The organism is Akkermansia muciniphila (assembly GCF_018709685.1).
Classification (GTDB): domain Bacteria; phylum Verrucomicrobiota; class Verrucomicrobiia; order Verrucomicrobiales; family Akkermansiaceae; genus Akkermansia; species Akkermansia muciniphila_E.
The window spans coordinates 1-22931 of sequence record NZ_JABDHQ010000013.1 but is presented as its reverse complement, the minus strand read 5'-3'; the positions used below and the strand labels follow the sequence as shown (position 1 = coordinate 22931).

General features: G+C 58.8%; 19 protein-coding genes and 1 tRNA gene. 16 read left to right on the top strand and 4 right to left on the bottom strand.

Annotated elements, in window-relative coordinates; all coding sequences use genetic code 11:
- Nucleotides 1-90: 90 nt before the first annotated feature.
- The 4 genes from HHJ06_RS09110 to HHJ06_RS09095 form a co-directional block, all read right to left on the bottom strand.
- Entirely contained in the window at nucleotides 91-636 is a 546-nt protein-coding gene (locus tag HHJ06_RS09110) for a hypothetical protein (RefSeq protein WP_102713949.1), read from the bottom strand.
- A 97-nt stretch (nucleotides 637-733) separates the two neighbouring features.
- Nucleotides 734-2695 (bottom strand): phospho-sugar mutase, encoded by a 1962-nt coding sequence (locus HHJ06_RS09105; RefSeq protein ID WP_215429025.1) that lies wholly within the window; start codon nucleotides 2693-2695, stop codon nucleotides 734-736.
- A 107-nt stretch (nucleotides 2696-2802) separates the two neighbouring features.
- Nucleotides 2803-4587 (bottom strand): ABC transporter ATP-binding protein, encoded by a 1785-nt coding sequence (locus HHJ06_RS09100; protein ID WP_215429024.1) that lies wholly within the window; start codon nucleotides 4585-4587, stop codon nucleotides 2803-2805.
- Complete coding sequence (locus HHJ06_RS09095) at nucleotides 4581-6431, bottom strand: ABC transporter ATP-binding protein (RefSeq protein ID WP_215429023.1); 1851 nt, start codon at nucleotides 6429-6431, stop codon at nucleotides 4581-4583. The genes HHJ06_RS09100 and HHJ06_RS09095 overlap by 7 nt, the downstream gene beginning before the upstream one ends.
- Nucleotides 6432-6596: 165 nt before the next feature.
- On the opposite strand from HHJ06_RS09095, the gene HHJ06_RS09090 reads away from it, so the two are divergent.
- The 16 genes from HHJ06_RS09090 to HHJ06_RS09015 all read left to right on the top strand — a co-directional run bounded on the left by HHJ06_RS09090 (nucleotide 6597) and on the right by HHJ06_RS09015 (nucleotide 22741).
- Complete coding sequence (locus HHJ06_RS09090; RefSeq protein ID WP_215429022.1) at nucleotides 6597-7997, top strand: hypothetical protein; 1401 nt, start codon at nucleotides 6597-6599, stop codon at nucleotides 7995-7997.
- 75 nt (nucleotides 7998-8072) lie between these two features.
- Entirely contained in the window at nucleotides 8073-8873 is an 801-nt protein-coding gene (locus HHJ06_RS09085) for an MlaE family ABC transporter permease (RefSeq protein ID WP_215429021.1), read from the top strand.
- 15 nt (nucleotides 8874-8888) lie between these two features.
- Nucleotides 8889-9707, top strand: coding sequence for an ABC transporter ATP-binding protein (locus tag HHJ06_RS09080; RefSeq protein ID WP_215429020.1), 819 nt, complete (start codon nucleotides 8889-8891; stop codon nucleotides 9705-9707).
- An 18-nt stretch (nucleotides 9708-9725) separates the two neighbouring features.
- Entirely contained in the window at nucleotides 9726-10709 is a 984-nt protein-coding gene (locus HHJ06_RS09075; RefSeq protein ID WP_215429019.1) for an MlaD family protein, read from the top strand.
- 144 nt (nucleotides 10710-10853) lie between these two features.
- On the top strand, nucleotides 10854-11180 hold the full coding sequence (locus HHJ06_RS09070) for a DUF883 family protein (protein ID WP_215429018.1): 327 nt from the start codon (nucleotides 10854-10856) through the stop codon (nucleotides 11178-11180).
- A 60-nt stretch (nucleotides 11181-11240) separates the two neighbouring features.
- Nucleotides 11241-11687 (top strand): phage holin family protein, encoded by a 447-nt coding sequence (locus tag HHJ06_RS09065; protein ID WP_215429017.1) that lies wholly within the window; start codon nucleotides 11241-11243, stop codon nucleotides 11685-11687.
- Nucleotides 11687-12031 carry a hypothetical protein gene (locus tag HHJ06_RS09060; RefSeq protein ID WP_215429016.1) on the top strand — a complete coding sequence of 115 codons (345 nt, stop codon included), beginning with the start codon at nucleotides 11687-11689 and terminating at the stop codon, nucleotides 12029-12031. Before HHJ06_RS09065 ends, HHJ06_RS09060 begins: the two co-directional genes overlap by 1 nt.
- Nucleotides 12032-12380: 349 nt before the next feature.
- Complete coding sequence (locus HHJ06_RS09055) at nucleotides 12381-13463, top strand: type IV pilus twitching motility protein PilT (protein WP_215429015.1); 1083 nt, start codon at nucleotides 12381-12383, stop codon at nucleotides 13461-13463.
- A gap of 26 nt (nucleotides 13464-13489) precedes the next feature.
- A complete protein-coding gene (locus HHJ06_RS09050; RefSeq protein ID WP_215429014.1) occupies nucleotides 13490-14584 on the top strand; it encodes a type IV pilus twitching motility protein PilT in 1095 nt (364 codons plus the stop codon).
- Nucleotides 14585-14611: 27 nt separating this feature from the next.
- Complete coding sequence (locus tag HHJ06_RS09045; RefSeq protein ID WP_215429013.1) at nucleotides 14612-15685, top strand: peptidylprolyl isomerase; 1074 nt, start codon at nucleotides 14612-14614, stop codon at nucleotides 15683-15685.
- 12 nt (nucleotides 15686-15697) lie between these two features.
- The gene (locus tag HHJ06_RS09040; RefSeq protein ID WP_215429012.1) at nucleotides 15698-16750 is read left to right on the top strand and encodes an acyltransferase family protein; all 1053 of its coding nucleotides are present in this window, start codon (nucleotides 15698-15700) and stop codon (nucleotides 16748-16750) included.
- A gap of 221 nt (nucleotides 16751-16971) precedes the next feature.
- Nucleotides 16972-17047 (top strand) — tRNA-Ala (locus HHJ06_RS09035).
- Nucleotides 17048-17099: 52 nt separating this feature from the next.
- Complete coding sequence (locus tag HHJ06_RS09030) at nucleotides 17100-18647, top strand: O-antigen ligase family protein (RefSeq protein ID WP_215429011.1); 1548 nt, start codon at nucleotides 17100-17102, stop codon at nucleotides 18645-18647.
- 97 nt (nucleotides 18648-18744) lie between these two features.
- Nucleotides 18745-19494, top strand: coding sequence for a 3-deoxy-manno-octulosonate cytidylyltransferase (gene kdsB, locus HHJ06_RS09025; protein WP_215429010.1), 750 nt, complete (start codon nucleotides 18745-18747; stop codon nucleotides 19492-19494).
- A gap of 11 nt (nucleotides 19495-19505) precedes the next feature.
- Complete coding sequence (locus HHJ06_RS09020; RefSeq protein ID WP_215429009.1) at nucleotides 19506-21113, top strand: CTP synthase; 1608 nt, start codon at nucleotides 19506-19508, stop codon at nucleotides 21111-21113.
- Nucleotides 21114-21178: 65 nt separating this feature from the next.
- Nucleotides 21179-22741: a sodium:solute symporter gene (locus tag HHJ06_RS09015; protein WP_215429008.1), complete on the top strand. Its 1563-nt coding sequence runs from the start codon at nucleotides 21179-21181 to the stop codon at nucleotides 22739-22741.
- Nucleotides 22742-22931 lie beyond the last annotated feature (190 nt).

Here is a 22931-nt window from a genome sequence, read left to right as displayed (position 1 = left end):
TGGCACCTGATAGCACATTACTTTCCATTGTTCAAGAAAGCCTGCGCGAACATACGCAAAAAACGCGGTTTTCCGTTGCGCAGGCCCGGTTCAGAGACCCGTGGGGTGGCGCACCAGGAAGTTCCGGGCATTGCGGCCGTCCACCCTCCAGCGGGGGCCTTCGCCGCGGCGGCCGCTTCCGGTGGTGTCAAACCGGAGGCCGCAGATGACCATGAAGACATGCCCGTTCTTGGCATAGACGGAGATCCAGTCCCCGGCGCCTTTCTGCCCGTAGTTCAGGAACAGCTTGGAGTGGCGGGTGGAGGTGAGCAACCCTGCTTCCTTCAGCACAAAAGAGGTGCTGCCGGAGCAGTCATAGTGGGAATCATAGTGCTTCCTGTGGCCGCCGCCCAGGCGGTAGGGCTTGTTAACCAGGGAATTGGCGGCCGCAATGGCGCGCTTTACCTGTGCCGGGGCGTTCCTGGGGGGAATGGCTTTCCCATTGTGCAGCACGGCCGTTTTTCCCGGCACAAAGTGGTAGGCGGGGAGCCGGGCCGGGGCTTCGACTTGCTGGGAGGTGGAGGAACAGGAGGAGAGAAGAAGGCCGGCCAAAAGGGCACCGGCCACGGAGAGAGTTTTGTGGACCGCAAATGTCATAAGAATTATAAACTGCGGAATTCCGGCCCCCTTGGCAAGAAAATAAATTTCCCCCGTCCACATTACATGGTAGACGGGGGAAAGAAATCAACAACATTTAGCCGTTGGAACGGGCGCGGGCATCCTTCTCAACAGCAGCCCACAGAGAGTCCAGGGAAGCCTGGACGGACGGCAGGGCTTCCTTCACGGGAACGCCCGGTTTCCCGTGGCCAAAGAGATAGTATTTGATCTTGGGTTCCGTTCCGGAGGGGCGCACCGCAAAGCTGCGCCCGTCCGCCAGGTCCACAAAGATCATCTTTTCTGCGGGGATGGGATCGCCTTCCGCATCCACCATGTCTCCCTTGGAGAAGTCCCGGATGCCGCTGACGGCCACGCCGTCCACTTCCGTGGGAGGGTTGGAGGAGTAGGAGGCGGACAGGGCGGCGATTTTTGCCGCGCCGTCCGCGCCTTCCATGACCAGGGACTTGCCCATTTCCAAGTACATGCCGAACTTTTCAAAGAGTTCATGCAGCAGTTCCAGCAGGCTCTTGCCGATGCTTTCCGCGTAGGCCGCCAGTTCCGCAAAGATGATGGCGGCGGAGTTGGCGTCCTTGTCGCGCACAAAGTCCTGGGCCAGGTAGCCGTAGCTTTCCTCCCCGCCGAAGACGAAGTAGCGGCTGTATTCCAGGCGCAGGGCGCGCGTCTGCGCTTCACTCATCTTCCGGTAATCTTTCCGCTTTTCTGCCGGAATGGCTTCCTCATATTTGCCCAGCTTCTGGGCGATGTACTTGAAGCCCGTGAGCACGTTGACCACTTCATAGCCGAAGTGATGGCCGATGGCGTCCTGGAGGCCCGTCGTCACAAAGGTTTTCACCATTACGGCGCGGGAACGGTTGGAGTCATTGATGATGCCCAGGTCAGACATGCTCATGCAGCGGTACCATGCCAGCAGGGAGCCGATCTGGTTGCCGGTCAGCAGGTGCATTTTTCCGTCTTCCCCGCGCACGGCCACGCCCATGCGGTCCGCGTCCGGGTCCGTGGCGATGACGATGTCCGCGCCGGAGGCGTCCGCCTGTTCAATGGCAAGCGCCAGGGCCGGCGGATTTTCCGGGTTGGGGGAGGCCACTGTCGGGAAGCGGCCGTCCTGCACGTCCTGCGCCGCCACGGTTTGCACGTTGCAGCCCAGTTCCTTCAGCAGGGGCACGATGATGTGGCCGCCCGTGCCGTGCAGGTTGGAGTAAACGATTTTGGCGCCGCCCTTGCTGAAGAGTTCCGGACGGAGCAGCACGCTTTTCAGGCGGTCCATGTATACGCGGTCAAAGGAGGCGCCCAGCACATGGAGGGAGCCGCGCTGGTTTTCCGGCAGCGGTTCATATTCTTCAGAGGTCAGGGAGTTCACTTCCGCAATCACGGCCTTGTCATGCGGAGGCACAAGCTGGGAGCCGTCGCTGAAGTAGGCCTTGAAGCCGTTGTCATGGGAGGGGTTGTGGCTGGCGGTAAGCACCACGCCGGAATCCGCGTTCAGTTCACGGATGGCAAAGGAAACTTCCGGGGTGGCCCGGGGACTGTCAAACAGATAGATGTCACAGCCCAGGTCCGTGCCGATTTTGGCGCAGAATTCCGCAAAGTCGCGGGAGAAGTGGCGGGTGTCATGGCCGATGACCAGACGGGGCTTCCTGCCCGGGTCCGTGGCTTCCACATGCTTTTTCACGTAAATGATCAGGCCGCGCATGGCGCGCCCCACATTGAAATAGTTCATGCAGGCGGTGCCCACGCAGGGGTATTCCGGACGGCCGTTCACGCCGCCGTTCCCTTCCTCCGCCTTCGTCACGATATTGCCGATGGTGCGGCCCCGCAACCCTCCCGTGCCGAAAGCCAGGGTTTTGTAAAAACGGTCATTCAGTTCCTCCCAGTCCCCGGCGGAAGCCAGTTCTTCTACGGCCTCCCGCGCAATGGGGGATTTGGTTCCGGCCAGAAGAAGGCGGATATTGGTCAGGGAAGACTCCAAAAGCTTCCCCTCTTTAACGGCATTCGTCAGGGATTCATCCAGTGTATTCATGCTGGCGGAATAGTACATCATGGCTCTTGTTTGACAATAGCTCTTTCCATCATGGCCTGAGAAAAAATCGCCATGGGAGCCCAAATCCAGATACAGGAAAAAGTCTTCCGCGCGCTGCCTCCCCCTGTTTAAAGGGATTGGCGGTCATACAATTCCCGGTACAGCGGGCAGGAGGCGTAAAGCTCCGCATGGGTGCCGTCTCCGACGATGCGGCCGCCCTCAAACACCAGGATGCGCGTGGCCACGCGGATGGAACTGAAGCGGTGGGCCACAATGAGGGCCGTCCGCCCTTCCACCAGGCGGTCCAGCTCATGCTGGATCTGGGCCTCGCTCTCCGCGTCCAGGGAGGCGGTGGCCTCATCCAGAATCAGGATGGGGGCGTCTTTCAGGAAGGCGCGGGCAATCGCCACGCGCTGGCGCTGGCCGCCGGACAAGCCGCTGCCTCCGTCGCCAAGCATGGTCTGGTAGCCGTCCGGCATGCCCATGATGAAGCCGTCCGCGGCGGCGGCGCGGGCCGCTTCCATCACTTCCTCATCCGTGGCATCCTGCCGCCCCATCCGGATATTTTCCATGATGGTGCCGTGGAACAGCACGGGATGCTGGGAAACGAAGGCGATGTTCTTGCGCACGTCATGCAGGGAAGCATCTCTTACATCCACCCCGTCCAGGCGCAGGGCGCCGGAACTTACGTCGTAAAACCTGGGCAGAAGACTGGCAAACGTGGTTTTTCCGGCCCCGCTGGGGCCTACCAGGCCCACCACTTCTCCGGGGCGGATATGAACGTCAATGCCGTCCAGCACCTTGCGCGCGCCGTCATAGGAGAAGGAAACGCCGTCATAGTCCAGACGCCCGGTGGCGCGCCCCAGCGAAACGGGGTCCGCGGCCTCCGGCATGGTGTCCGGCTCCTTCAGCAGGTAGTTGATGCGTTCCAGGGAGGCGTGCGCGCTTTTCAGGTTGGTCAGCGTCACGCCCAGGCGCTTGAGGGGGTCGTAACACATGAACAAGGCCGCCGCCAGAGCCGTGAAGTCAGCCTTGGTGATGCCCATTTCATGGCCCCTCACCAGCAGGATGCCCAGGCCGAGCGCCGTCACCATTTCCAGCACCGGCACCAGGAAGTGCCTGTACTTCACCGTTCTGAGGTTGATCCGGAAGAACCGCTGGATGAGCCCCAGGAAGAGGCCCACCTGCTGCTCCTGCATGCCGTAGGAACGGATTTCACGCTGGGACGCCAGGTTTTCCTGCGCAGCGGCCGTGATATTGCCCAGCTCATCCTGAGCCTGCTTGGCCTTCTTCATCACGCGGCGGCCAAAGAAGCGGATGGGCCACACCGCCAGGACAATGAGCCCCAGGTTCATCAGGACCACCGCCGTATTCGGGTCCACAAAAACCTTGTACACCAGGAACGCCAGGGCGGTCAGCAGGGTAAGCGGCTGCTTGATGATGTCATTGGCCGCTATGACCAGGCCCCCCTGCACGTTGGCAGCGTCATTGATGAGGCGGCTGATCAGGTCCCCCCGCTTCTGGCGGTCTATGAAGGAGAGGGGCAGCGCCTGCAGCTTGGAAAAGGCGTCCAGCCGGATTTCCTCCAGCACCTTCATGCTGACGATGCTGATCCAGTAAACGTTGAAAAACGTGCCTATGCCCCGGATGGCGAAGACCAGGGGCAGCAGGGAGCAGACGGCCACGAGGATGGCAATGTGCATGTGCTCCGGGTCCACCATGCGGGCCAGGATGTCCTGAAACTCCGGCGGAATCTGGGTATTGTCAAACACCACCGGGAACACCTTGGCGATCATCAGCGGAAAGCCGAACCCGCTGGCCGCGGCGGCCAGGGCCCCGGCGGCCAGCGCGGCGATGAAGAGCTTCATCACCGGCTTCAAATACCGCGCGTATTCCAAAAACTGTCTTAACATGAAGCGCCTCCTTCCTCTTCCGCAACCATCTGCTGCTTGTTGTAAAGTTCCCGGTACAGGGGGGAGGAACCCATGAGTTCCTCATGCGTTCCATCCGCAACGATGCTTCCCTTCTCCAGCACCAGAATGCGGTCCGCCATGCGGATGGTGCTGAACCGGTGGGCAATGATGAAGGCCGTGCGGCCGGAAGCCAGTTTTTCAATTTCCTTCTGGATAAGCTCCTCGCTCTTCATGTCCAGGGAAGCCGTGGCTTCATCCAGCACCAGGATGGGAGCGTTTTTCAGAAAAGCCCTCGCCAGGGAAACGCGCTGCCGCTGTCCGCCGGAGAGCCCTTCCCCCATTTCCCCGATCATGCGGGCATACCCTTCCCCCGTTTCATTGATGAAGCTGTCCACGGCGGACATGCGCCCGGCTTCTTCCACCTCCGCATCGGAAGCCTCCGGACGGCCTATGCGGATGTTGTCCGCCACGGACCCGCGGAACAGCACGGGGAACTGGGAAACCAGCGCAATGTGGGAAAGCAGGTCTTTCTTGCCCATTTCCCGCACGTCAATGCCGTCCACCTTCACGCTGCCGGAGAGCACGTCGTAAAAGCGGCACAGAAGATTGATGAACGTCGTTTTCCCGGCGCCGCTGGGACCGACCAACGCCACCACCTGCCCCGCCGGAATGCGGATGTCAATGTTCTTCATGACGGGGGCATCCTCCTGGTAGCCGAAGCACACGTTGCTGAACTCCACTTCCCCCTTCCATTCCTCCGGGCTCTTCGGGTTCTCCGGTTCCGGAACGTCGTCCGGCGCGTCCAGCACATGGTTGATGCGTTCCAGCCCGGCGTTCAGGGTTTCCGCCTTGTTGTGGACGGCCCCCAGCTTTTTGACCGGTTCATAGCAAAGATACATGGCCGTAGCCAGCGCGGCGAAGTCCCCCATGTTCATGCCGTTCATGTTGCCGACAAACAGGGTGGCGCCCATGGCGATGGCGCTGACGAATTCAATGAGGGGAGTCAGCAGGCTCTGCCACCTGACCGCACTGATGGAAGCCTGGATGTAGCGGTGAATCCTGCTCCTGAACAGCCCGATCTGCTGCTGTTCCAGTTCAAAGGCGCGGATGTCCCGCTGGGAGGAGAAGTTTTCCTGAAGCGTGGAGGAAAGGTCCCCCTGGCTGGACTGGACCACCCGCGCGCGGGCAAGCATTTTCTTGCCGATGTAGCGGATGGGGATCACGCAGACGCCCACCAGCAGCATGTTCGCCAGCAGAATCAGGAATTGCTGGCTCACGGAGGCCCGGTAAATCAGGAAGCCCAGCGCGGCCAGAAGCGTCAGGGGCTGGATAATCAGGTCATTGGCAATCTGCACCAGCCCCCCCTGGAGGAACTGGGTATCCTGCATCAGGCGGCTCAGCAGGTCGCCCTTCTGCTGGCGGTCATGAAAGGCCAGGGATAAATCCTGGTACTTACGGTACACCTTGAGCCGCAGCGTTTCCAGAACGCCCAGGCCTATCTTGGAGAGCAGGTAGACATTAATGAAGGAAGACACGCCTTTGACCACCACCACCAGCGGAAGCATGGCTGCCGTGGCCCACACCGTGACCCAGGGCAGGTTTTCCGGCTTCACATACCACAGGAGGACGCGTTCCGCCCACGGGGGGAGCGGTTTTCCGTCAAAGATCACAGGAAACATTTCCTGCAAAATCACCGGAACGCCAAAGCCGCTGGCGACAGCGGCCACCATGCCGCCCATCACAGCCCACACCAGCGTGCCTTTATAAGGGAGAAGATATTCGCGCCACAGAGCCACGGCGCGCTGCATGGAGGATTCCTGCCCCTGTGTTGACTGTTTCCTCATAAGTAATTCCGGATTGATGCGCCCGGGAACGGACGGCGCGCAATCGGGGCAGATCATACCATGAAGACCATGGATGACAAGCTCCTTGCGATAAAAAACTCCGCAGGAACGGTCCCGCGCATCCCGGCTTGCCCGGCTCCCCGGAATGGTCTAACCTGCCGGGGCATGCTGAAAACAGGACTGATCCAGCCGGAAACTATTCCCGGCCACTTCCCCCGGAACCTCAGAACCATCGTTGAACTGTACCGTTCCTGCCTGGACAGTGGGGCGGAGCTGGTGCTCTGCCCGCCTCTGGCCCTCAGCGGCATGCACACCGGGGAATTGGCCCTGCGCGACGGCTTCCGGTCCCAGCACCGGGCGGCCCTGACCTATCTGGCAAAGGAGATCGCGGATATTCCGCTGGTGCTGGGAGCGGCGGACGAGGAAGGCCTTCACTTCCACCTGCTCCGGAACGGCCGTTCCTTTCCGCAGGAGGCCGTTATCCCCCATTCCGCATCCTGCACGAGCTCCGTCCCCGTCTCCGGCATCTTCCGGAACACGGGGGAGGCCGGATTTTCCATCCTCCCCTGGGCGCCTTCCTCCCCCGTCCCCTGCCTGCTGCTGCGCACGCCTTCCGGCGCGTGGCGTGCAGGACTGCTGGAACAGGAGGAAGAGGAGGAACGCTGTCTGGCGCAGGCAACGGGACTTCCCGTGTTCACCTCACGCCTGGCCGGGGGGGAGGGTCCTTTCCTGCTTCCCGGCGCGTCTTCCGCCTGGTCCGGGAACGGAAGCCTCTTGGGCAGGCTGCGCCTCTTTGAGCGGGATTCCGCCGTCATCTCTGCGGAAGCTCCCGCGCATCAGGCCTTTTCCCTGCCCGCGCCGGAGGAACAGCTACGGCACGCCCTCCGGAAAGGCATGGCGGATTTCATCCAGAAAACCGGGCACATCTCCGCCTGCCTGAACCTGCTGGAAAGCCCCTCCTCCCCCCTGCTGGCCCATTTGTCAAAAGAAGCGCTGCCCTCCCTGAAGATAACGGGGCTTATTCCCCGCCTTCCCGGCGTTCCGGAACGGGACCTTGCGCGGGCGCGAGCCCTGGCGGACAGGCTGGGCATCCATGCCAGGGAATGGACTTTCCCGTCACCTACGGCAGGCGAGGGACCGGAGGGGCATTTCACGGCCATGTGGAGCATGCGCCAGTGGGTGCAGGGGGAGGGGGCGCTGCTGCTTTCCGCCCTGAATGGAACGGACGTCATGACGGATTCCCCGCTTCTTCCGGGAGCCCTGGCCGCGGACTTCATGCCGCTGGGTGATTTATATGAGACGGAACTGGCGGACCTGTTCCCCGGCCTCCTCACCCCCGCGCCGGAGGCAGCCATGCGGGACGGCCTCCTGATACGCCTGCACCGGAACCATGAATCCGCTACGCCGCTGGCGGACAGGCTCCCGGAACGGGAGCAGGAAATCCGCCGCCTGCAGCGGCGGGCCCGGGCCTCCGAATGGATGCGGCGGAAACTGCCTCCGCGCCTCCTGCTGCGCTCCGCTCCCGGCAAACCGGAAACGCCTTACGTCCACCGCCTGATGGATTGACGCGGCGCCTTCCTTTTCTCCCCGTGGCGCACATTGCGCTTGCTCTTGCAGCGGAAGAAGTGATTAGTAGGAGCCATGCAATTCTATTTAGCCACCATGGTCGGTCGCGCCGCCCTGAGGCTGGTTGACCGCCTGGGGTCAATCGGATTGCTGCTTTACCAAGTGGCTGCCTGCATGTGGTCCGGCAAGTTCCGCATGCGCGTTCTTGTGGAGCAAATTGCAAAAATCGGGGTGCAGTCCCAGCCGGTGGTCATCATCACCGGAGCCTTCACCGGAGCCGTGCTGGAAGCCCAGACGCTCTTTCAGCTCCAGACGGTGAGGATGGAGACCATGGGCGGGGCCGTCGTCGCCGTGGGCATGTTCCGGGAACTGGGGCCCGTCATCACCGGGCTGATGCTGGCGGGCCGCGTGGGGTCCGCCATGGCGGCGGAAATCGGCACCATGAAAGTCACGGAACAGGTGGACGCGCTCAACTCCATGAACGTGGACCCGGTGGACTACCTGGTGAAACCCCGCATTCAGGCCATGCTCATTTCCATGCCTATCCTGATGATGGAAGCCGTGCTGGTGGGCATCGCGTCCGCCTACATCGTCAGCATTACGTCCTTCAACGTGGACCAGGCCTACTGGATGCACTTCATGAGCAAATTCGTCACCATGGGGGATATCACCGTGGCGCTTGTGAAGGCCCTGGTCTTCGGCCTCATCATCTCCACCATTTCCTGCCGGGAGGGCCTGAGCACCACGAACGGTGCCGTGGGCGTGGGCAAATCCACCATGCAGGCCATGGTATACGCCTCCGTGGCCCTTCTCATCGCCAACTTCATCCTGACCATGATTCTCAACTCCATCTTCCCCATGGGGTTCATGAGATAACCCGCCCGCGCCGCCATGCAGCCGTTCATCCGCGTTCATCAGCTCAGACAAAGCTTCGGCACCCAGGAGGTGCTGAAAGGCGTGAGCTTTGACGTGGAAAAAGGGGAGCTGATGGCGTTGATCGGCGGGTCCGGCGCGGGAAAAAGCGTCATCCTGAAACATCTGGACGGCCTGATGGACCCGTTGGGCGGCTATGTGGACATAGACGGCAGGCGCATCAGCGGCGCGCCGGAAAAAATCAAGAAGGAAATCCGCGGCAAAATAGGCTTCATGTTCCAGCAGGGGGCCCTCTTCGACTCGCTTACCGTTGGGGAAAACGTGGCCTTCCCCCTGCGGGAGGAGGGAATCAGTAACGAAACGGAGCTGGACGCCCGCATCTCCGCCGCCCTGGACTCCGTGGGCCTGCTGGGCCAGCAGGAAAAAATGCCGGCCAGCCTTTCCGGCGGCATGATCAAGCGCGTGGCCGTAGCCAGGGCCATCGTCATGACTCCAGAATGCCTATTGTATGACGAGCCCACCGCTGGCCTGGACCCCATCGTCACGGACAGCATCAGCTTCCTCATCCGGCAGATATGCAAGGACCAGGGAATCACCACCGTCATCGTCTCTCATGACATGCCCAGCGTGATCCGCATTGCGGACAAAATCGTCTATCTCAGAGACGGGGAGGTCTACTGGACGGGAACCCCGGAAGAACTCCTGCATTCCAGGGATGAAGTCCTGCAACGGTTCCTGTACGGGGATTCCGGGGAAGACTGGACTGCCCTGACCGGCAGGCATGAAAACTTTCAACGGGTTCTGCTGGAACGGGCGGAACGAGAACGGAAACAATAACCATTTTACCACAGCGCCATGAAGCAGAAAATTAAGCCGGAAACCTGGGTGGGCATCTTCCTGATTGCCGGAATCCTGATGATTATCGGCGTCATCCTGGGGTTCGGCAACATCAAGACCTCCAAGGAACAGACCTACCCCATCAACATCATCTTCAAGGATGCGGCGGGCCTCATCAAGGATTCCCAGCTGCGCCTGGGCGGCGTGACGGTGGGCAAGGTCACCAAGGCGCCCGAACTGCTGCCCTCCGGCAATGAAGTCATGCTGGAAGCCAATATCCAGAGCGACGTGAAAATCCAGGAAGGCTCCGTCTTCCGCGTGGACATGCAGAACATCCTGGGAGACAAGTACATCGACATCGTTCCTCCCGCCCATCCCACACGTAACTACATTGAGCCCCACGCCACGGTCATCGGACAAGCGGAAAGCGACTTCAGCAAGCTTAAGAACAACGCCGTGGGCGCTACGGAAGAAATCCTGAAAATCCTCAAGCAGATTGAGAAGAATTCAGACAACATTGACGATGCCATCCTCAACATCGGGGAAGCGGCCAAGGGACTTGCCCAGACCACCAAGCTGATCAATGAAGGCATCCTGAGCCAGGAAAACCTCCGGCACCTCGGCAACGTGCTCTCTCAAATGAACAAAGCGGGCGAACAGCTTCCCGACACGATGGCGGCCATGAAGGACACCGTGCAGGACGCGCGCAGGATCATTGCCGGGGCGGAAGAAAAGATCAACCGCCTGGACCCCGCCATCAAGGAAATCCCCCCCACGCTGACCGCCTTGCGCAAGGCGTCCGAACAAATCGCCTCCGTTACGGCGGACGCGCGCAGGAACCAGGGCTTCCTGGGACTGCTCCTCTACGATACCCGTTTCCGTTCCAATGCCCAGGAATTCATCCGCAACCTGAGGGATTACGGCATCCTGCGCTACCGGAATCCGAACGAACCCCAGGTCAAGCCGGACCCCCGCGGCGGTTTTTCAGGAAGCCGCCGCTGAGGAACGCGAACAATTCCGGGTGAAGCCGCTTTACACACTTGCCAATAGTGGGGAGCGTGCTAAATAATCCCTAATGTGAGAGGCGAAAACATGTAAGCCGACATGTTTTTCAACAGGAACCAACCCTTAATACTCTAATCAACCATGCAAGACAAACAAACCGAACTTGAACCTACCGCAGCAGCAAATGACACCAGCTGCTCCTGCCCTTCCGCACGCGAGCTTGCCGTTACCAGATTTCAACAGGCCAGAGCCTTCGCCGCGGCTAAAGTGAACCACATCCGCAAAGCGGCTACGGAACAGGCATCCACCATCCGTGACTACGCCCAGGAAAAGGGTGAAGTCATCCGTGACAAGGCCAAGCACTTCCATGAAGCAGGCGAAGAATACGTGAAGGAAAAACCCACCCAATCCGTGCTGATCGCCATGGGCGTGGGCCTTCTCATCGGCCTGCTCATCCGCCGCCGTTAACCCCTCGTGTTGCGCCATGCGCCCCGGCGCATGGCGCCCTCACCCTTTTCAAGCCGAGCCATGGGACTGATTGACAAACTCAAGCGCACCTTCGTCACCCCCATTGTGGAGGAAAAGGAAGAAGGAGCGGCCATGGTGCGGTCCCTCCGTGAAACCGGAGCGGCGGCGCTGGCCCATGTGGAAGCACTGGCCGCCCTGTTCAAGCTGGAACTGGAGGAAGCGTCCAAAAGGCTGGGCAAAAAAATGGCCCTGCTCCTGCTGGGCGCCTTCATGGCCGTCTTCGGCTATCTTTTCCTGTGGTGCCTGCTGACCATGGTCATGGCTTACTTCTGGGGAATTATCGCCGGACTGGCCGTAACCACCGGATTCCATCTGCTGGCGGCTGCCGTGGCGCTCATCCTTTTCAGCCGCACCCATGTTACGCCCATCGCCCCGGCGACGGCGGAAGAACTTAAAACGGATTTATCATGTCTGCAAATGGCTCTCAAGAAAAGCTCGCACTCCTGATGCGGGTGGCCTCCTCCCGGCTGGATATCGTCAATGAGGCGGATATTCTGGCGGAAAAGACGCAGCAGCAGGCGGACCACTTCCGGCGGCTGAAAAAAAGGGCCATGTCCCTGCCCGTGATCGGCTCCATTGTGGGCACCGTGGGCGGCATTCTCCTGATCCGGATGTTCACGGGTAAAAAAAGCCGTCCGGCTCCCCAGCCGCGGCCGCATTCTTCCGGAAGCTGGATCAACTCCCCCATCTTCCGCTTCATCATTGAGATCCTGATTACCCTGGCTTTCCCTTCCCTGAAGAAGATGGGCTTTGACATGGCCGGTAAAAAAATCTTCAGCCTGTTCAAATAACAGGCTTCCCTCCCTTCCGTAAATACCGGAATTCCCGCCGGACCATTTCAGAAAGCATTCTGCTGGCACCCCGCCATGCCGGGGCATTTTTCCCGCCCGGACTGCCTTGGCCGTGAAGGGAGGCGCTCTCAGAAACCGAAGAGTACAGCAGGCTGGAAATGCGCGACTGGGAACGCGTTTTCTTCCGGTCTCCACAGTCTTCCGCCCCTCCCTTTTCCTTAAAACCGCGCTTCCTGCCGCGATCCCGGAAGAACGGGCGCACAGAAATCGTTTCCCTATCATTTTTTGCTGGTCATAAAAGCCCCGTTTTCGTTAGTATGTAGCTTTATCAGTTTGCTGCATTCACAACATGAGCGAATACATTTTGCCCCACGTCGACGGATATCTTAAGCTTGGACAGGACTTTGACTGTTCCGATATCCACCTTGCCGTCAACAGCCGCCCCACCTGGCGCCGGTTCGGCCAGCTTCTCCCCATCTGGGAGGAAGCGCCAAATCTCACGCCCCAGGACACGGAAGTTCTGGCGCGGGGCTTTCTGGAAGACCCGGAATGGAACCGCCTCCAGCAGAGGGGGGACGTGGACTTTGCCTACGCCAACGACTTCGGCCGCTACCGCGCTTCCGTAGTCAAGCAGCGCCTGGGTTATGACATCTGCTTCCGTATCATCAACACGCGGGTGCGCACCATGGAGGAAATCGGCCTGCCGACGGAATACGTGATACCCCTTACCCGCTACACCAACGGCCTCATTCTGGTGACAGGGTCCGTGGGTTCCGGTAAATCCACTACGCTGGCCTCCATCGTGGACTTCATCAACCAGGACCGCCACGACCACATCATCACGCTTGAAGACCCCATTGAATACCTGATCCCGTCCAAAAACTGCCACGTCAACCAGCGTGAAGTGCACAAGCACACGGAATCCTTCGCCCGCGCGCTCCGCGGCGCGCTCCGTGAAGACCCTGACGTCATCATGGTGGGTGAAATGCGTGACCTGGAAACCATCTCCCTGGCCCTTACGGCGGCAGAAACGGGCCACCTGGTGCTCGGCACCCTGCATACGGGTTCCGCAGCCCGCACGGTGGACCGCGTGCTGGACGTCTTCCCGGTGGAGCAGCGCGACCAGATCCGCATCATGGTCAGTGAATCCCTGCGCGGCATCATCTCCCAGCAGCTGGTTCCCAGGGCGGACGGCAACGGCCGCGCCCTGGCCATTGAAATGCTGGTCAATACGCCCGCCATCGCCAACTGCATCCGCGAAGGCAAGACCTTCATGATTCCCGGCTGCATCCAGACCGGGAAGGCCCAGGGCATGATCCTGATGGACGACTCCCTGAGAGCCCTGCACCAGGCGGGCCTCATCACCACGGACGACTGCCTCTTCCGCGCGGAAGACAAGACCATCATGAAATCCTTCCTGGGAATCAAGTAACCTTTAATCTTTGACACACTCCTGTTATGGCTGTTATCGACCAATACTTTAAATATCTCGTAGAAGCCGGCGGCTCCGACCTTCACCTCAGCGAAGGCCAGCCTCCGAAAATCCGCGTCAACGGGACTATCTCCGCCATTTCCGACGAGAATCTGGAAGGCCAGTCGTTCAAAAACCTTCTCGCGGAAATCTGTGACCCCCAGGCCTTCCAGAAATACCTGGAGGAAGGGGACCTGGACTTTGCCTATGAAATGGATGAAACCTCCCGCTTCCGTTGCAACTACTTCAGGCAGCAGCACGGCCTGGGAGCCGTTTTCCGTCTCATTCCCACCAAGATCGCCACGCTGGAAGAACTGGGCGTGCCCACCGTGGTGAAGGAATTCGCCCACATGAGGTCCGGCCTGGTGCTGGTCACGGGCCCCACAGGTTCCGGTAAATCCACTACCCTGGCCGCCATCATTGACTACATCAACAGCAATCAGTCACGGCACATCATCACCGTGGAAGAACCTATCGAATTCGTCCACCCCAATAAAAAATCCATCGTCACCCAGAGGGAGGTGCCCCTCCAGACGCCCTCCTTCGCGGACGGCCTGCGGGCTTCCCTCCGTGAAGACTCGGACATTGTGCTGGTGGGTGAAATGCGCGACCTAGAAACCATCTCCCTGGCCCTTACGGCGGCGGAAACCGGCCTTCTGGTGTTCGGCACCCTGCACACCAACAACGCCAGTAAGACGATTGACCGTATTATTGACGTCTTCCCGTCCGACCAGCAATCCCAGGTGCGCACCATGCTTGCGGGTTCCATCCGCGGCGTGGTGGCCCAGCTCCTGATGAAGCGCAGCGACAAGCCGGGACGCGTAGCCGTCAATGAAATCCTCTTTGCCACGCCCGCCGTGGCGAGCATCATCCGTGAAGGCGCCACGCAGAAAATCCCGGACGTCATCGTGGGCGGAAAATCCATGGGCATGCAATTCATGGATGACGCCATCTGGCAAAAACTCCAGCAGGGCATCGTCTCTCCGGAGGAGGCCTACATGAAGTGCATTGAAAAGAAGAGGTTCCGCAACTTCCTTCCTCCGGAATCCGTCCGTCTGGCAGACTCCGGCGGCGGAAACTAGGCCGGCAGCCCTTCCCCTGTTCCACCCATGTCCCCCACTGGAAAATTCACGTTCAAGCTCGTGATCTATGGAGCGTTCCTGCTCTATCTGGTGGGGGACCTGTTTCTCTGGCACGGCTTCCTGGCCGGCAGGATGGACGCCTACCTGAAACCCATGCCGGGACCGCCCGGAGACAACTCCGCCCGGATTGCGGAAGTATACGGTGAACCCCTCACGGCCAACCAGCTCTCCAGAAGAGTGACGGAACTCCGGCTCCTGCGCCAGCCGCCCGTGCTGGACATGGACGGCGGCATCAGGCTTACCCATGAGCTGGATACAGCAGGCGACCTTGCCCCGCGGGCCAGGTACGACCTGATTTCCTCCTCCCTCCTGCGACTGAAAACCAGGGTGAACGACCTTCAGCTCCCCAACCGCAACGCGGAGGCTGCGCGCGCCGTGGAACAGATACGTTCCCGCTTTGACGGAAACACGGAACAATACCTGAAAACCCTGCACGACCAGAAAATGACGCAGGAACAGCTTCAGGAAAAAATAGCGGCGCGGCTCAAGCAAACGGAACAGCTTTACCGGGCAACGGCCCAGGCGGCGGATCTTCCGGACGAAGACCTGAAGGCGTATTACGGCCTGATCCGGGACCAGCTTAAAGCCCCTGACCTCCGTAAAACCCGGCACATCTTCCTGGCGACCCTGCACAAGGACGGCGCCCAGGTCAAACAAGCGGCGGAAACGCTGCTGGCGCGCCTGCAATCAGGAGAAGCCTTCTCCCGGCTTGCCAGGGAATTCAGTGAAGACGAGCGTTCCGCCCCCGCAGGCGGAGAGCTGGGCTGGGTGAACCCGGCCCGCGCGGCGGAGACACTGGGGCTGGACCTGGCGGGCGTTCCTGATGACAAGCCCGTGCTTATTAAAAGCAGGTGGGGATGGCACATCGTGGAAGCATCCCCCGTCAAAAAAGGAGCCATTCCCTCCTATGAAGAAGCTCTTCCGGCCCTGAAAAATGCGGCCCAAAGCCTCAGAAAAGCACAGGCCGTGGGCCTGTACATGGACGGCCTGCTTGAAGAAGGCCACCTCAGGAACCGTATTCGGAACAAAGAGGGGAATTAATACCTTATTTTCATGAAACCCCCTGCCTTTATTCCGGGCATCTCACTTATCCGAATCATCCTGTGCCTGATGATCTGCCTTTTCCACTGGACATGGCGGTCTCCCGCGGGAGGCGGCGTGGGTGTGGACTGGTTCATTATCCTGTCCGGTTTTTTAATGATGTTCACGCTGAAGAAGGAAAAATTCAGCATCTCCTCCTTCTATATCTCCAAATTTGCCCGCCTGTGGCCGTTATTGTTCACAGCCTTCCTCTTATCGGCCCTCCTGTCCTGCAAAAGCCATTTTAACTTCAATAACCTGGTCAGCGTCCTCATCGCCTCATTCGGCGGCAATCAATTCGTATACCAATACACGGGCGACAATTATCCTTTATGGTACATGAAGATTGAAATCCTCATGGTGCTTTGTTTCCCCCTGGTGGCATATGGACGGAAATACCTCCTCCTGATGCTGGCGCTGAGTTTTGCAGCCGCGCTGGCCTGCATTTTCTTTCAGGAACCGGGTAAACAGCTTTATGCCTATTTTCCCTACCGCCTATGGCAGTTCCTTGCAGGTTGCTATGCAGCACATCTTTATAAAAAACACGCGCGTTTCTTTTCGTGGAGCCCGGTCATATTTGCTTGCGGAACACTGTATCTTCTCTATCAGACATTCATCGGGACATTCTTGATTGGAGAAGAAAATATATCCATGGGTTTTCTCCTGCCGGACACGCTGATAGCCGTCCTGACCATTTCCAGTGCATGTTCCATGGAAAAATTTAACGCGCTGCGGTTCATAAAAATCCCGTCCGGTGTCATTCATCTGGTTAATCAGGCAAGCCTTCTGACCTACGCCATTTTTCTGCTGCATATCCCCGTTCTGAACTTCATGCAGTATATTTGGACGCAATACCGCTATGGGACATATTCCCCACTCTTCTGGCTCCTCTCGTGCCTGCTGTTGATCGTGGTTGGAATCATCCTGCATTACGGCATTGAACAGCCATGCGGCAAATGGCTCTCTTCAAGACTGAAACGGTCATTCTCCCTCCTCCGGAACTATAAAAATATTCCCCGGTATTGATGTTTTTCAGAGAACCTGCTGAAAACCCCATCCTGTACTCCTCCATGAACTTATCCAGAGTAAAAAATCTTCTTCATGCCTGCTCGTATTTATAATCATCCGTGAAAAAATGTAAAAACAGGCCAATCAGCAAATTTGATTCCCGGCTTATTCGCCACACGTTAAGAATTACGCTTGCTTTTGGAAAAGAGATCGACTAGATTCCCTCCGGTATTTCCCATGGGGTATTAGCTCAGTTGGTAGAGCGTCTCGTTCGCAATGAGAAGGTCAGGGGTTCGAATCCCCTATACTCCACCATCCATCTCTTTTTCCCGCCATTGCTTCATATGCGGGAATCACGGGCAGCCCTATGAATGGTAATTTATTTAAAATTGTACTGATTTCAGTCGTTGCCATTCTCCTTGCCATTATAGGCGGCGTCATGTCGGCTGACGGAGACCCCTTTTCCATTGCCCTGGCGGTTTCCCCCTTCGTCCTGGCCGGGCTGTACCTGATGAAGGAAAAAGTGTGGTACCTGTGGATATGGCTGCCCATTCTTTTCCTGCCTGTAGGGCAGATGGGGGACTACGCCCCTCTCTTTATATACACCATCACCATTCCCTTCTATCTGTGGAATGTTATGATCAAGCGTTCATCCCTGACATGGAATTCCATTGCTCTGCAGGATGCTGTCATTCTTGTGATCTTCATGCACGTGGCCTATATCTTCCTGAGCCATCCCTTCGGGCTGGGGCTGAATGTGCTGGAAGACTATTACGGAGGCAAGGGATACATCCTGTTCCTTCAGGCCCTGATCGCCTACCTCTGTCTTTCCTCCCTGAAGACCACCAGCCATGAATTCGGCAGGGTGCTGCAATGGGCCGTCCTCCTGACGGTTCTTTTTACGCTGATCGCGACGGCCCGGAATATTCTCTCCCCGGATGCCGCCGGGGCGGATCCGGCGGTAGCCGCTGCCACTGCCAGTTCCGGCCAGGAAGACACCCGGCAGGGCACCTTCCTTCTCATTTCCCAGCTGGTGGTCCAACTAGTCATCATCAACTACTCCATATGGCAGATGGTCAAGCGTCCCTGGCGTGCGGGCCTCCTCCTGCTGGGGCTGGCCGGAGCCATGCTCAGCGGCTTCCGCAACATGATGGCCCAGTTGCTGCTCCTGTTCTTCCTCGTCTCCCTGATTTACAGGAGATGGGTATCCTGCATTCTGATCCCCATTTTTGGACTGGTCATTCTTCTGATTATGTCCTCGGCAGGAGCTCTCCATTCCCTTCCTTTCGGCATTCAACGCACCCTCTCCGCCTTGCCTTTCCTGGACGTCAACGTACATGCCCGGATGGATGCGGAGGGTTCCACGAACTGGCGTCTTGAAATGTGGCAATGGGCGCTCGACGATCGCGAACACTTCATCCAGGACAAAGTATTCGGAGACGGATTCTCACGGGATATCAGCATCGTAAAAGCCAACATTTATGAAGAGGCCTACAACCTCTCGCAGGACCAGACGTCCTTTGCCTGGAACGGTATATGGCATAGCGGCCCCATCTCTACCATTCAAACGCTCGGTTACGTGGGGCTGACCTTATATACCATCCTGTCCGTTATCGGCATGACCTATGCATGGATTGTCAGCAGAATCTACCGCGACCACCAGTACAAGCTGGGAATCCTGTACGTTTCAACCCTCTACATCATCAAGCCGCTTACCTTCTTCTTTCTCTTCGGGGACAGTGTCACCATTGCGCAGGACATCATTTCCCTGGGCATCATCAAGGTATTATTCTCTTGCGCCAAAAAGGAAGGGCTCTACGTACCCCTCCACGTACGCAGGGAATACATGCCGCTTATCATCCGGAAGACAGTGGAAAAACCTCAAATAGCGGGAACTCCCGCCATTTCGGGCTGACCACGGCGCCGCCCCTCCGGAAAAACGGGCGCCCCTGATGCTTGAGGCTGGACTAATTCAGGGGGAATTGCTACCTTTCGGGGCGTTTCCTCTTTCCATGGCATCAGACTCTCTTCATCACATCATCGGCCTTATCCCGTCACGCTGGGGATCTTCCAGATTTCCGGGCAAACCGCTTCACCTCATTGCAGGCAAGCCCCTTGTCCAGCATGTATGGGAACGCGTTTCACGGTGTTCACGCCTTGATGACATTGCCATCGCCACGGATGACCAGCGCATCTTTGATACGGTCACGGCCTTTGGCGCCAAGGCAATCATGACCTCCCCCGACCATCCCAGCGGCAGCGACCGCCTGGCGGAAGCCGTGCAGTCCTTCCCCGGCGCTACCCATGTGGTCAACATCCAGGGGGACGAACCCCTCATTGACCCTGCCCTGATTGACAGCCTGGCGGACGCCCTGGTCTCCGATGAAGCACTGTCCATGGCTACCGTGGCCTGCCCCATCAGCGGGCAGGAAGACCTGGACAACCCGAACATCGTCAAAGTGGCCCTGGCCCGCAACGGAGACGCCCTGTACTTTTCCCGCTCCGTCATCCCCTACGCCCGCCATCCCCGCATCACGCCATCCCTCCGCCATCTGGGCATTTACGCCTACCGCCGGGACTTCCTTGAAAACTACGTGCGCTGGGAACCCACCCCCCTTGAACAAACGGAATCTCTGGAACAACTGCGCGCGCTGGAAAACGGCGCCAGAATCAGAGTCATCCTGACGGACCACGTCAGCGTGGGCGTGGATACGCCGGAACAGGCCGCCCAGGTGGAACAGATCTTATTAAACACACATTAGGAACCATAAACATGAAATACATCTTCGTCACAGGTGGCGTCGTCTCCTCTCTTGGCAAAGGGCTGGCAGCGGCATCCATCGGTACCCTGCTGGAGCGCTGCGGTCTCAAGGTCACCCTTCAAAAATTTGACCCCTATCTCAATGTGGACCCCGGCACCATGAGCCCGTTCCAGCACGGGGAAGTGTACGTCCTGAATGACGGGGCTGAAACGGACCTGGACCTGGGCCACTACGAACGCTTTGTCCATTGCAGCCTCTCCCGCCTCAACAACCTCACCTCCGGCCAGGTCTTTGAAAGCGTGCTCCGGAAGGAACGCCGGGGAGACTACCTGGGAAAAACGGTTCAATACATTCCGCACGTCACGGATGAAATCAAAAACCGTCTTTATGAAGTCACGGAAAAATCTGACGTGGACATCATCATCACGGAAATAGGCGGCACGGTAGGGGACATGGAAGGCCATATCTTCCTGGAAGCCCTGCGTCAATTCGCTCTGGAAGTGGGCCGTGACAACGTCTGCTTCATCCACGTCACTCTGCTCCCCTACATCAAGGCCGCCGGGGAAATGAAAACCAAGCCCACCCAGCAATCCGTCGCCAAGCTCCGGGAAATCGGCATCCAGCCGGACGTGATCATCTGCCGTACGGAATACGACATGAGCGAGGACGAACGGCGCAAAATCGCCATGTTCTGCAATGTGGAGGCCAAAAACGTCATCGCCTTCCGCGACGTTAAAAACACCATTTACGAATGCCCCCTGGACCTCAGCCAGGACAAGATAGACCGCATCGTGACCAAGCGTCTGGGCCTGGACGTTCCCGCGCCCAACCTGGCGGACTGGCAGCGTTACGTGGGCCGCGTCATCAGCCCCAGCCACTCCATAAAAATTGCTGTGGTGGGCAAATACATCGCCCTTCAGGACGCCTATAAATCCATTTACGAATCCTTCACCCATGCCGGCGCGGAAAATGACGCCCGCGTGGAAATCCTCAGGATAGATGCGGAAGAAATTGAAGAAAAAGGCGCAGAAGCGCTGATCGGCTCCGTGGACGGCATTCTGGTGCCGGGCGGCTTTGGAGACCGGGGCATTGAAGGAAAAATACAAACGGTGGAATACGCGCGCACCAAGGGCATCCCGTTCCTGGGCATCTGCCTGGGCATGCAGGTGGCCGTCATTGAATACGCGCGCCACATCTGCGGCATGGACGATGCCAACTCCACGGAATTTGACCAGAAATCCACCCATCCCGTCATCAGCCTCCAGGAAGAACAGAAAGGCATTAAGGCCATGGGCGCAACCATGCGCCTGGGCGCCTACAAAGCTCTGATCCAGCCCGGAACTCTGGCGCACAAGCTGTACGGCAAGGACAGCGTCACGGAACGCCACCGCCACCGTTACGAATTCAACCCGGCCTACCGTGGAGAACTGGAAAACGCAGGCCTAGTCATCAGCGCCGTCAATGATGAACACGGGCTGGTTGAAGTTGTGGAACTGCCCGCCCACCCCTTCTTCATTGCCTGCCAGTACCACCCGGAATTCCAGTCCGCACCCAACCGGGCCCACCCGCTCTTCTCCGGCCTGGTTTCCGCCGCGCTGGAACACAAAAGCCACTCCTGACCGTTCATTGATCCCAGGGCCTTTTCCGGAATGATCATTCCGGAAAAGGCCTTCTCTCTCCAGGCATGTTCACGGACCTCCTCGTCATCGCCGTCTACTTTCTGGCTATCTTCTGCATCGGCATCTATGCGGGACGAAAGCAGAACTCCCTAACGGATTATGCCCTGGGGAACCGCTCCCTGCCCTGGTGGGCCATCCTGGCCTCCATCCTGGCGGCGGAAATCAGCGCGGCTACCTTCCTGGGCGCTCCGGGAGAAGGCTACCATACGCGCAACTTCACGTATGCGCAGCTCTGTATCGGCACCATTCTGGGCCGCATCATCGTAGGCAAGCTCTTTCTGAAACCCTACTATGACTACAAGGTAGTCTCCATCTATGAATACCTGGAGAAACGGTTCGGGCTCCTGACCCGCCGCACGGCCTCCATGGTCTTCCTGGTCAGCCGCGTGCTGGCCAGCGGAACCAGGCTATACTTTGCGGGCATTCTCCTGGTCATTGCCTATCAATTCATGACGGGCGCCACGGCGGACTCCAATCAGATTGTCCTGCTCTACATCGGGGCGCTGGTCGCCATCTCCATTGCCACTACCATTTACACAGCCATAGGCGGTTTGAAAGCCGTCGTCTGGACGGACGTACTCCAGGCCGTCGTGCTCGGCGTCTCCATGCTCTCCGCCCTGTGGGTCCTCTTCTCCCACATCCCCGGAGGATGGACCTCCATCTCCGCTTCCATGAACGGCGCTGACGACTGGAAATTCTTCTCCTGGGGAACGAAGGAAGGCCTGGACTTCCTGCAACAGTGTACCCACATCCTGGGCCAGGAATACACGGTATGGGCGGCGTTCCTGGGGGCCACCTTCATCACCATGGCTACGCATGGAACGGACCAGGACATGGTGCAGCGCATGCTGGCGGCAAAAACGGAAAAAGGCGGCACGCGGGCCGTCATCGTTTCCGGTTTGCTGGACTTCCCCATCGTCATCGTCTTCCTGTTCACGGGCATACTCCTTTATGTCTTTTACCAAACCACGCCCGCAGCCCTCCCCGCGGACACGCCCCAGCTTCACGTCTTCCCCTATTTCATCATCCATGAACTTCCCAACGGCATCCGCGGGCTGCTGATCGCCGGATTGCTGGCAACCGCCATGGGCTCCCTCTCCACGGCTCTCAACTCCCTGGCGACCACCGCCACCAAGGACTGGTACCAGGGGGTATTCAAACCGGAAGCCACGGAACGGGAACTTCTCCGGTGCGTGCGCTGGGGAACGGCGGGCTTCTCCCTGCTGCTCATTCTGGTGGGGTCCATCACGGCTTGGTACGTGGTGCACCATCCGGATGTCCGCATCATTCAAATAGCCCTGGGCATCTTCGGCTATACCTACGGCTCCCTGCTCGGCATTTTCCTGCTGGGAATGCTCACGCGCACCAGGGGAAACGACAGGGGAAACATCATTGCCATGGCAGCGGGCTTCCTGGTCATCGCCCTCCTGACGGAGCTCATCCCCCTCCCCGCCGCCTGGAAACAATATATTCCGGAAATAGCGTTTCCCTGGCGCGTGACGATCGGCACCCTGGTTACCTTTGCCGTCGGTTTCGTCTTCAGAAGCCGGCGCCTCTCCGCACGCTGAACGGAACTTCCTCCCTCCCCTACGGGAAATATCCAAAAGGTCCCCTAAGCCTACTGCGTCCGCCAGGCAAGAGTTGCGTGTAAAGCCCATCCCATCCATCCCCCTCACTCTTCCCTCCTTGCGCCTGAGCGCAAAAAAGCGCCGCTCCCCCCTCTCTGTCCGGGAAAGCGGCGCTTGTAAAAAACCTTCC

Bases quoted from the DNA above. Each gene is read 5' to 3' on its own strand.
- HHJ06_RS09110 (WP_102713949.1), bottom strand. From the start codon at position 636: ATGACATTTGCGGTCCACAAAACTCTCTCCGTGGCCGGTGCCCTTTTG.
- HHJ06_RS09105 (WP_215429025.1), bottom strand. From the start codon at position 2,695: ATGATGTACTATTCCGCCAGCATGAATACACTGGATGAATCCCTGACG.
- HHJ06_RS09100 (WP_215429024.1), bottom strand. From the start codon at position 4,587: ATGTTAAGACAGTTTTTGGAATACGCGCGGTATTTGAAGCCGGTGATG.
- HHJ06_RS09095 (WP_215429023.1), bottom strand. From the start codon at position 6,431: ATGAGGAAACAGTCAACACAGGGGCAGGAATCCTCCATGCAGCGCGCC.
- HHJ06_RS09090 (WP_215429022.1), top strand. From the start codon at position 6,597: ATGCTGAAAACAGGACTGATCCAGCCGGAAACTATTCCCGGCCACTTC.
- HHJ06_RS09085 (WP_215429021.1), top strand. From the start codon at position 8,073: ATGCAATTCTATTTAGCCACCATGGTCGGTCGCGCCGCCCTGAGGCTG.
- HHJ06_RS09080 (WP_215429020.1), top strand. From the start codon at position 8,889: ATGCAGCCGTTCATCCGCGTTCATCAGCTCAGACAAAGCTTCGGCACC.
- HHJ06_RS09075 (WP_215429019.1), top strand. From the start codon at position 9,726: ATGAAGCAGAAAATTAAGCCGGAAACCTGGGTGGGCATCTTCCTGATT.
- HHJ06_RS09070 (WP_215429018.1), top strand. From the start codon at position 10,854: ATGCAAGACAAACAAACCGAACTTGAACCTACCGCAGCAGCAAATGAC.
- HHJ06_RS09065 (WP_215429017.1), top strand. From the start codon at position 11,241: ATGGGACTGATTGACAAACTCAAGCGCACCTTCGTCACCCCCATTGTG.
- HHJ06_RS09060 (WP_215429016.1), top strand. From the start codon at position 11,687: ATGCGGGTGGCCTCCTCCCGGCTGGATATCGTCAATGAGGCGGATATT.
- HHJ06_RS09055 (WP_215429015.1), top strand. From the start codon at position 12,381: ATGAGCGAATACATTTTGCCCCACGTCGACGGATATCTTAAGCTTGGA.
- HHJ06_RS09050 (WP_215429014.1), top strand. From the start codon at position 13,490: ATGGCTGTTATCGACCAATACTTTAAATATCTCGTAGAAGCCGGCGGC.
- HHJ06_RS09045 (WP_215429013.1), top strand. From the start codon at position 14,612: ATGTCCCCCACTGGAAAATTCACGTTCAAGCTCGTGATCTATGGAGCG.
- HHJ06_RS09040 (WP_215429012.1), top strand. From the start codon at position 15,698: ATGAAACCCCCTGCCTTTATTCCGGGCATCTCACTTATCCGAATCATC.
- HHJ06_RS09030 (WP_215429011.1), top strand. From the start codon at position 17,100: ATGAATGGTAATTTATTTAAAATTGTACTGATTTCAGTCGTTGCCATT.
- kdsB (WP_215429010.1), top strand. From the start codon at position 18,745: ATGGCATCAGACTCTCTTCATCACATCATCGGCCTTATCCCGTCACGC.
- HHJ06_RS09020 (WP_215429009.1), top strand. From the start codon at position 19,506: ATGAAATACATCTTCGTCACAGGTGGCGTCGTCTCCTCTCTTGGCAAA.
- HHJ06_RS09015 (WP_215429008.1), top strand. From the start codon at position 21,179: ATGTTCACGGACCTCCTCGTCATCGCCGTCTACTTTCTGGCTATCTTC.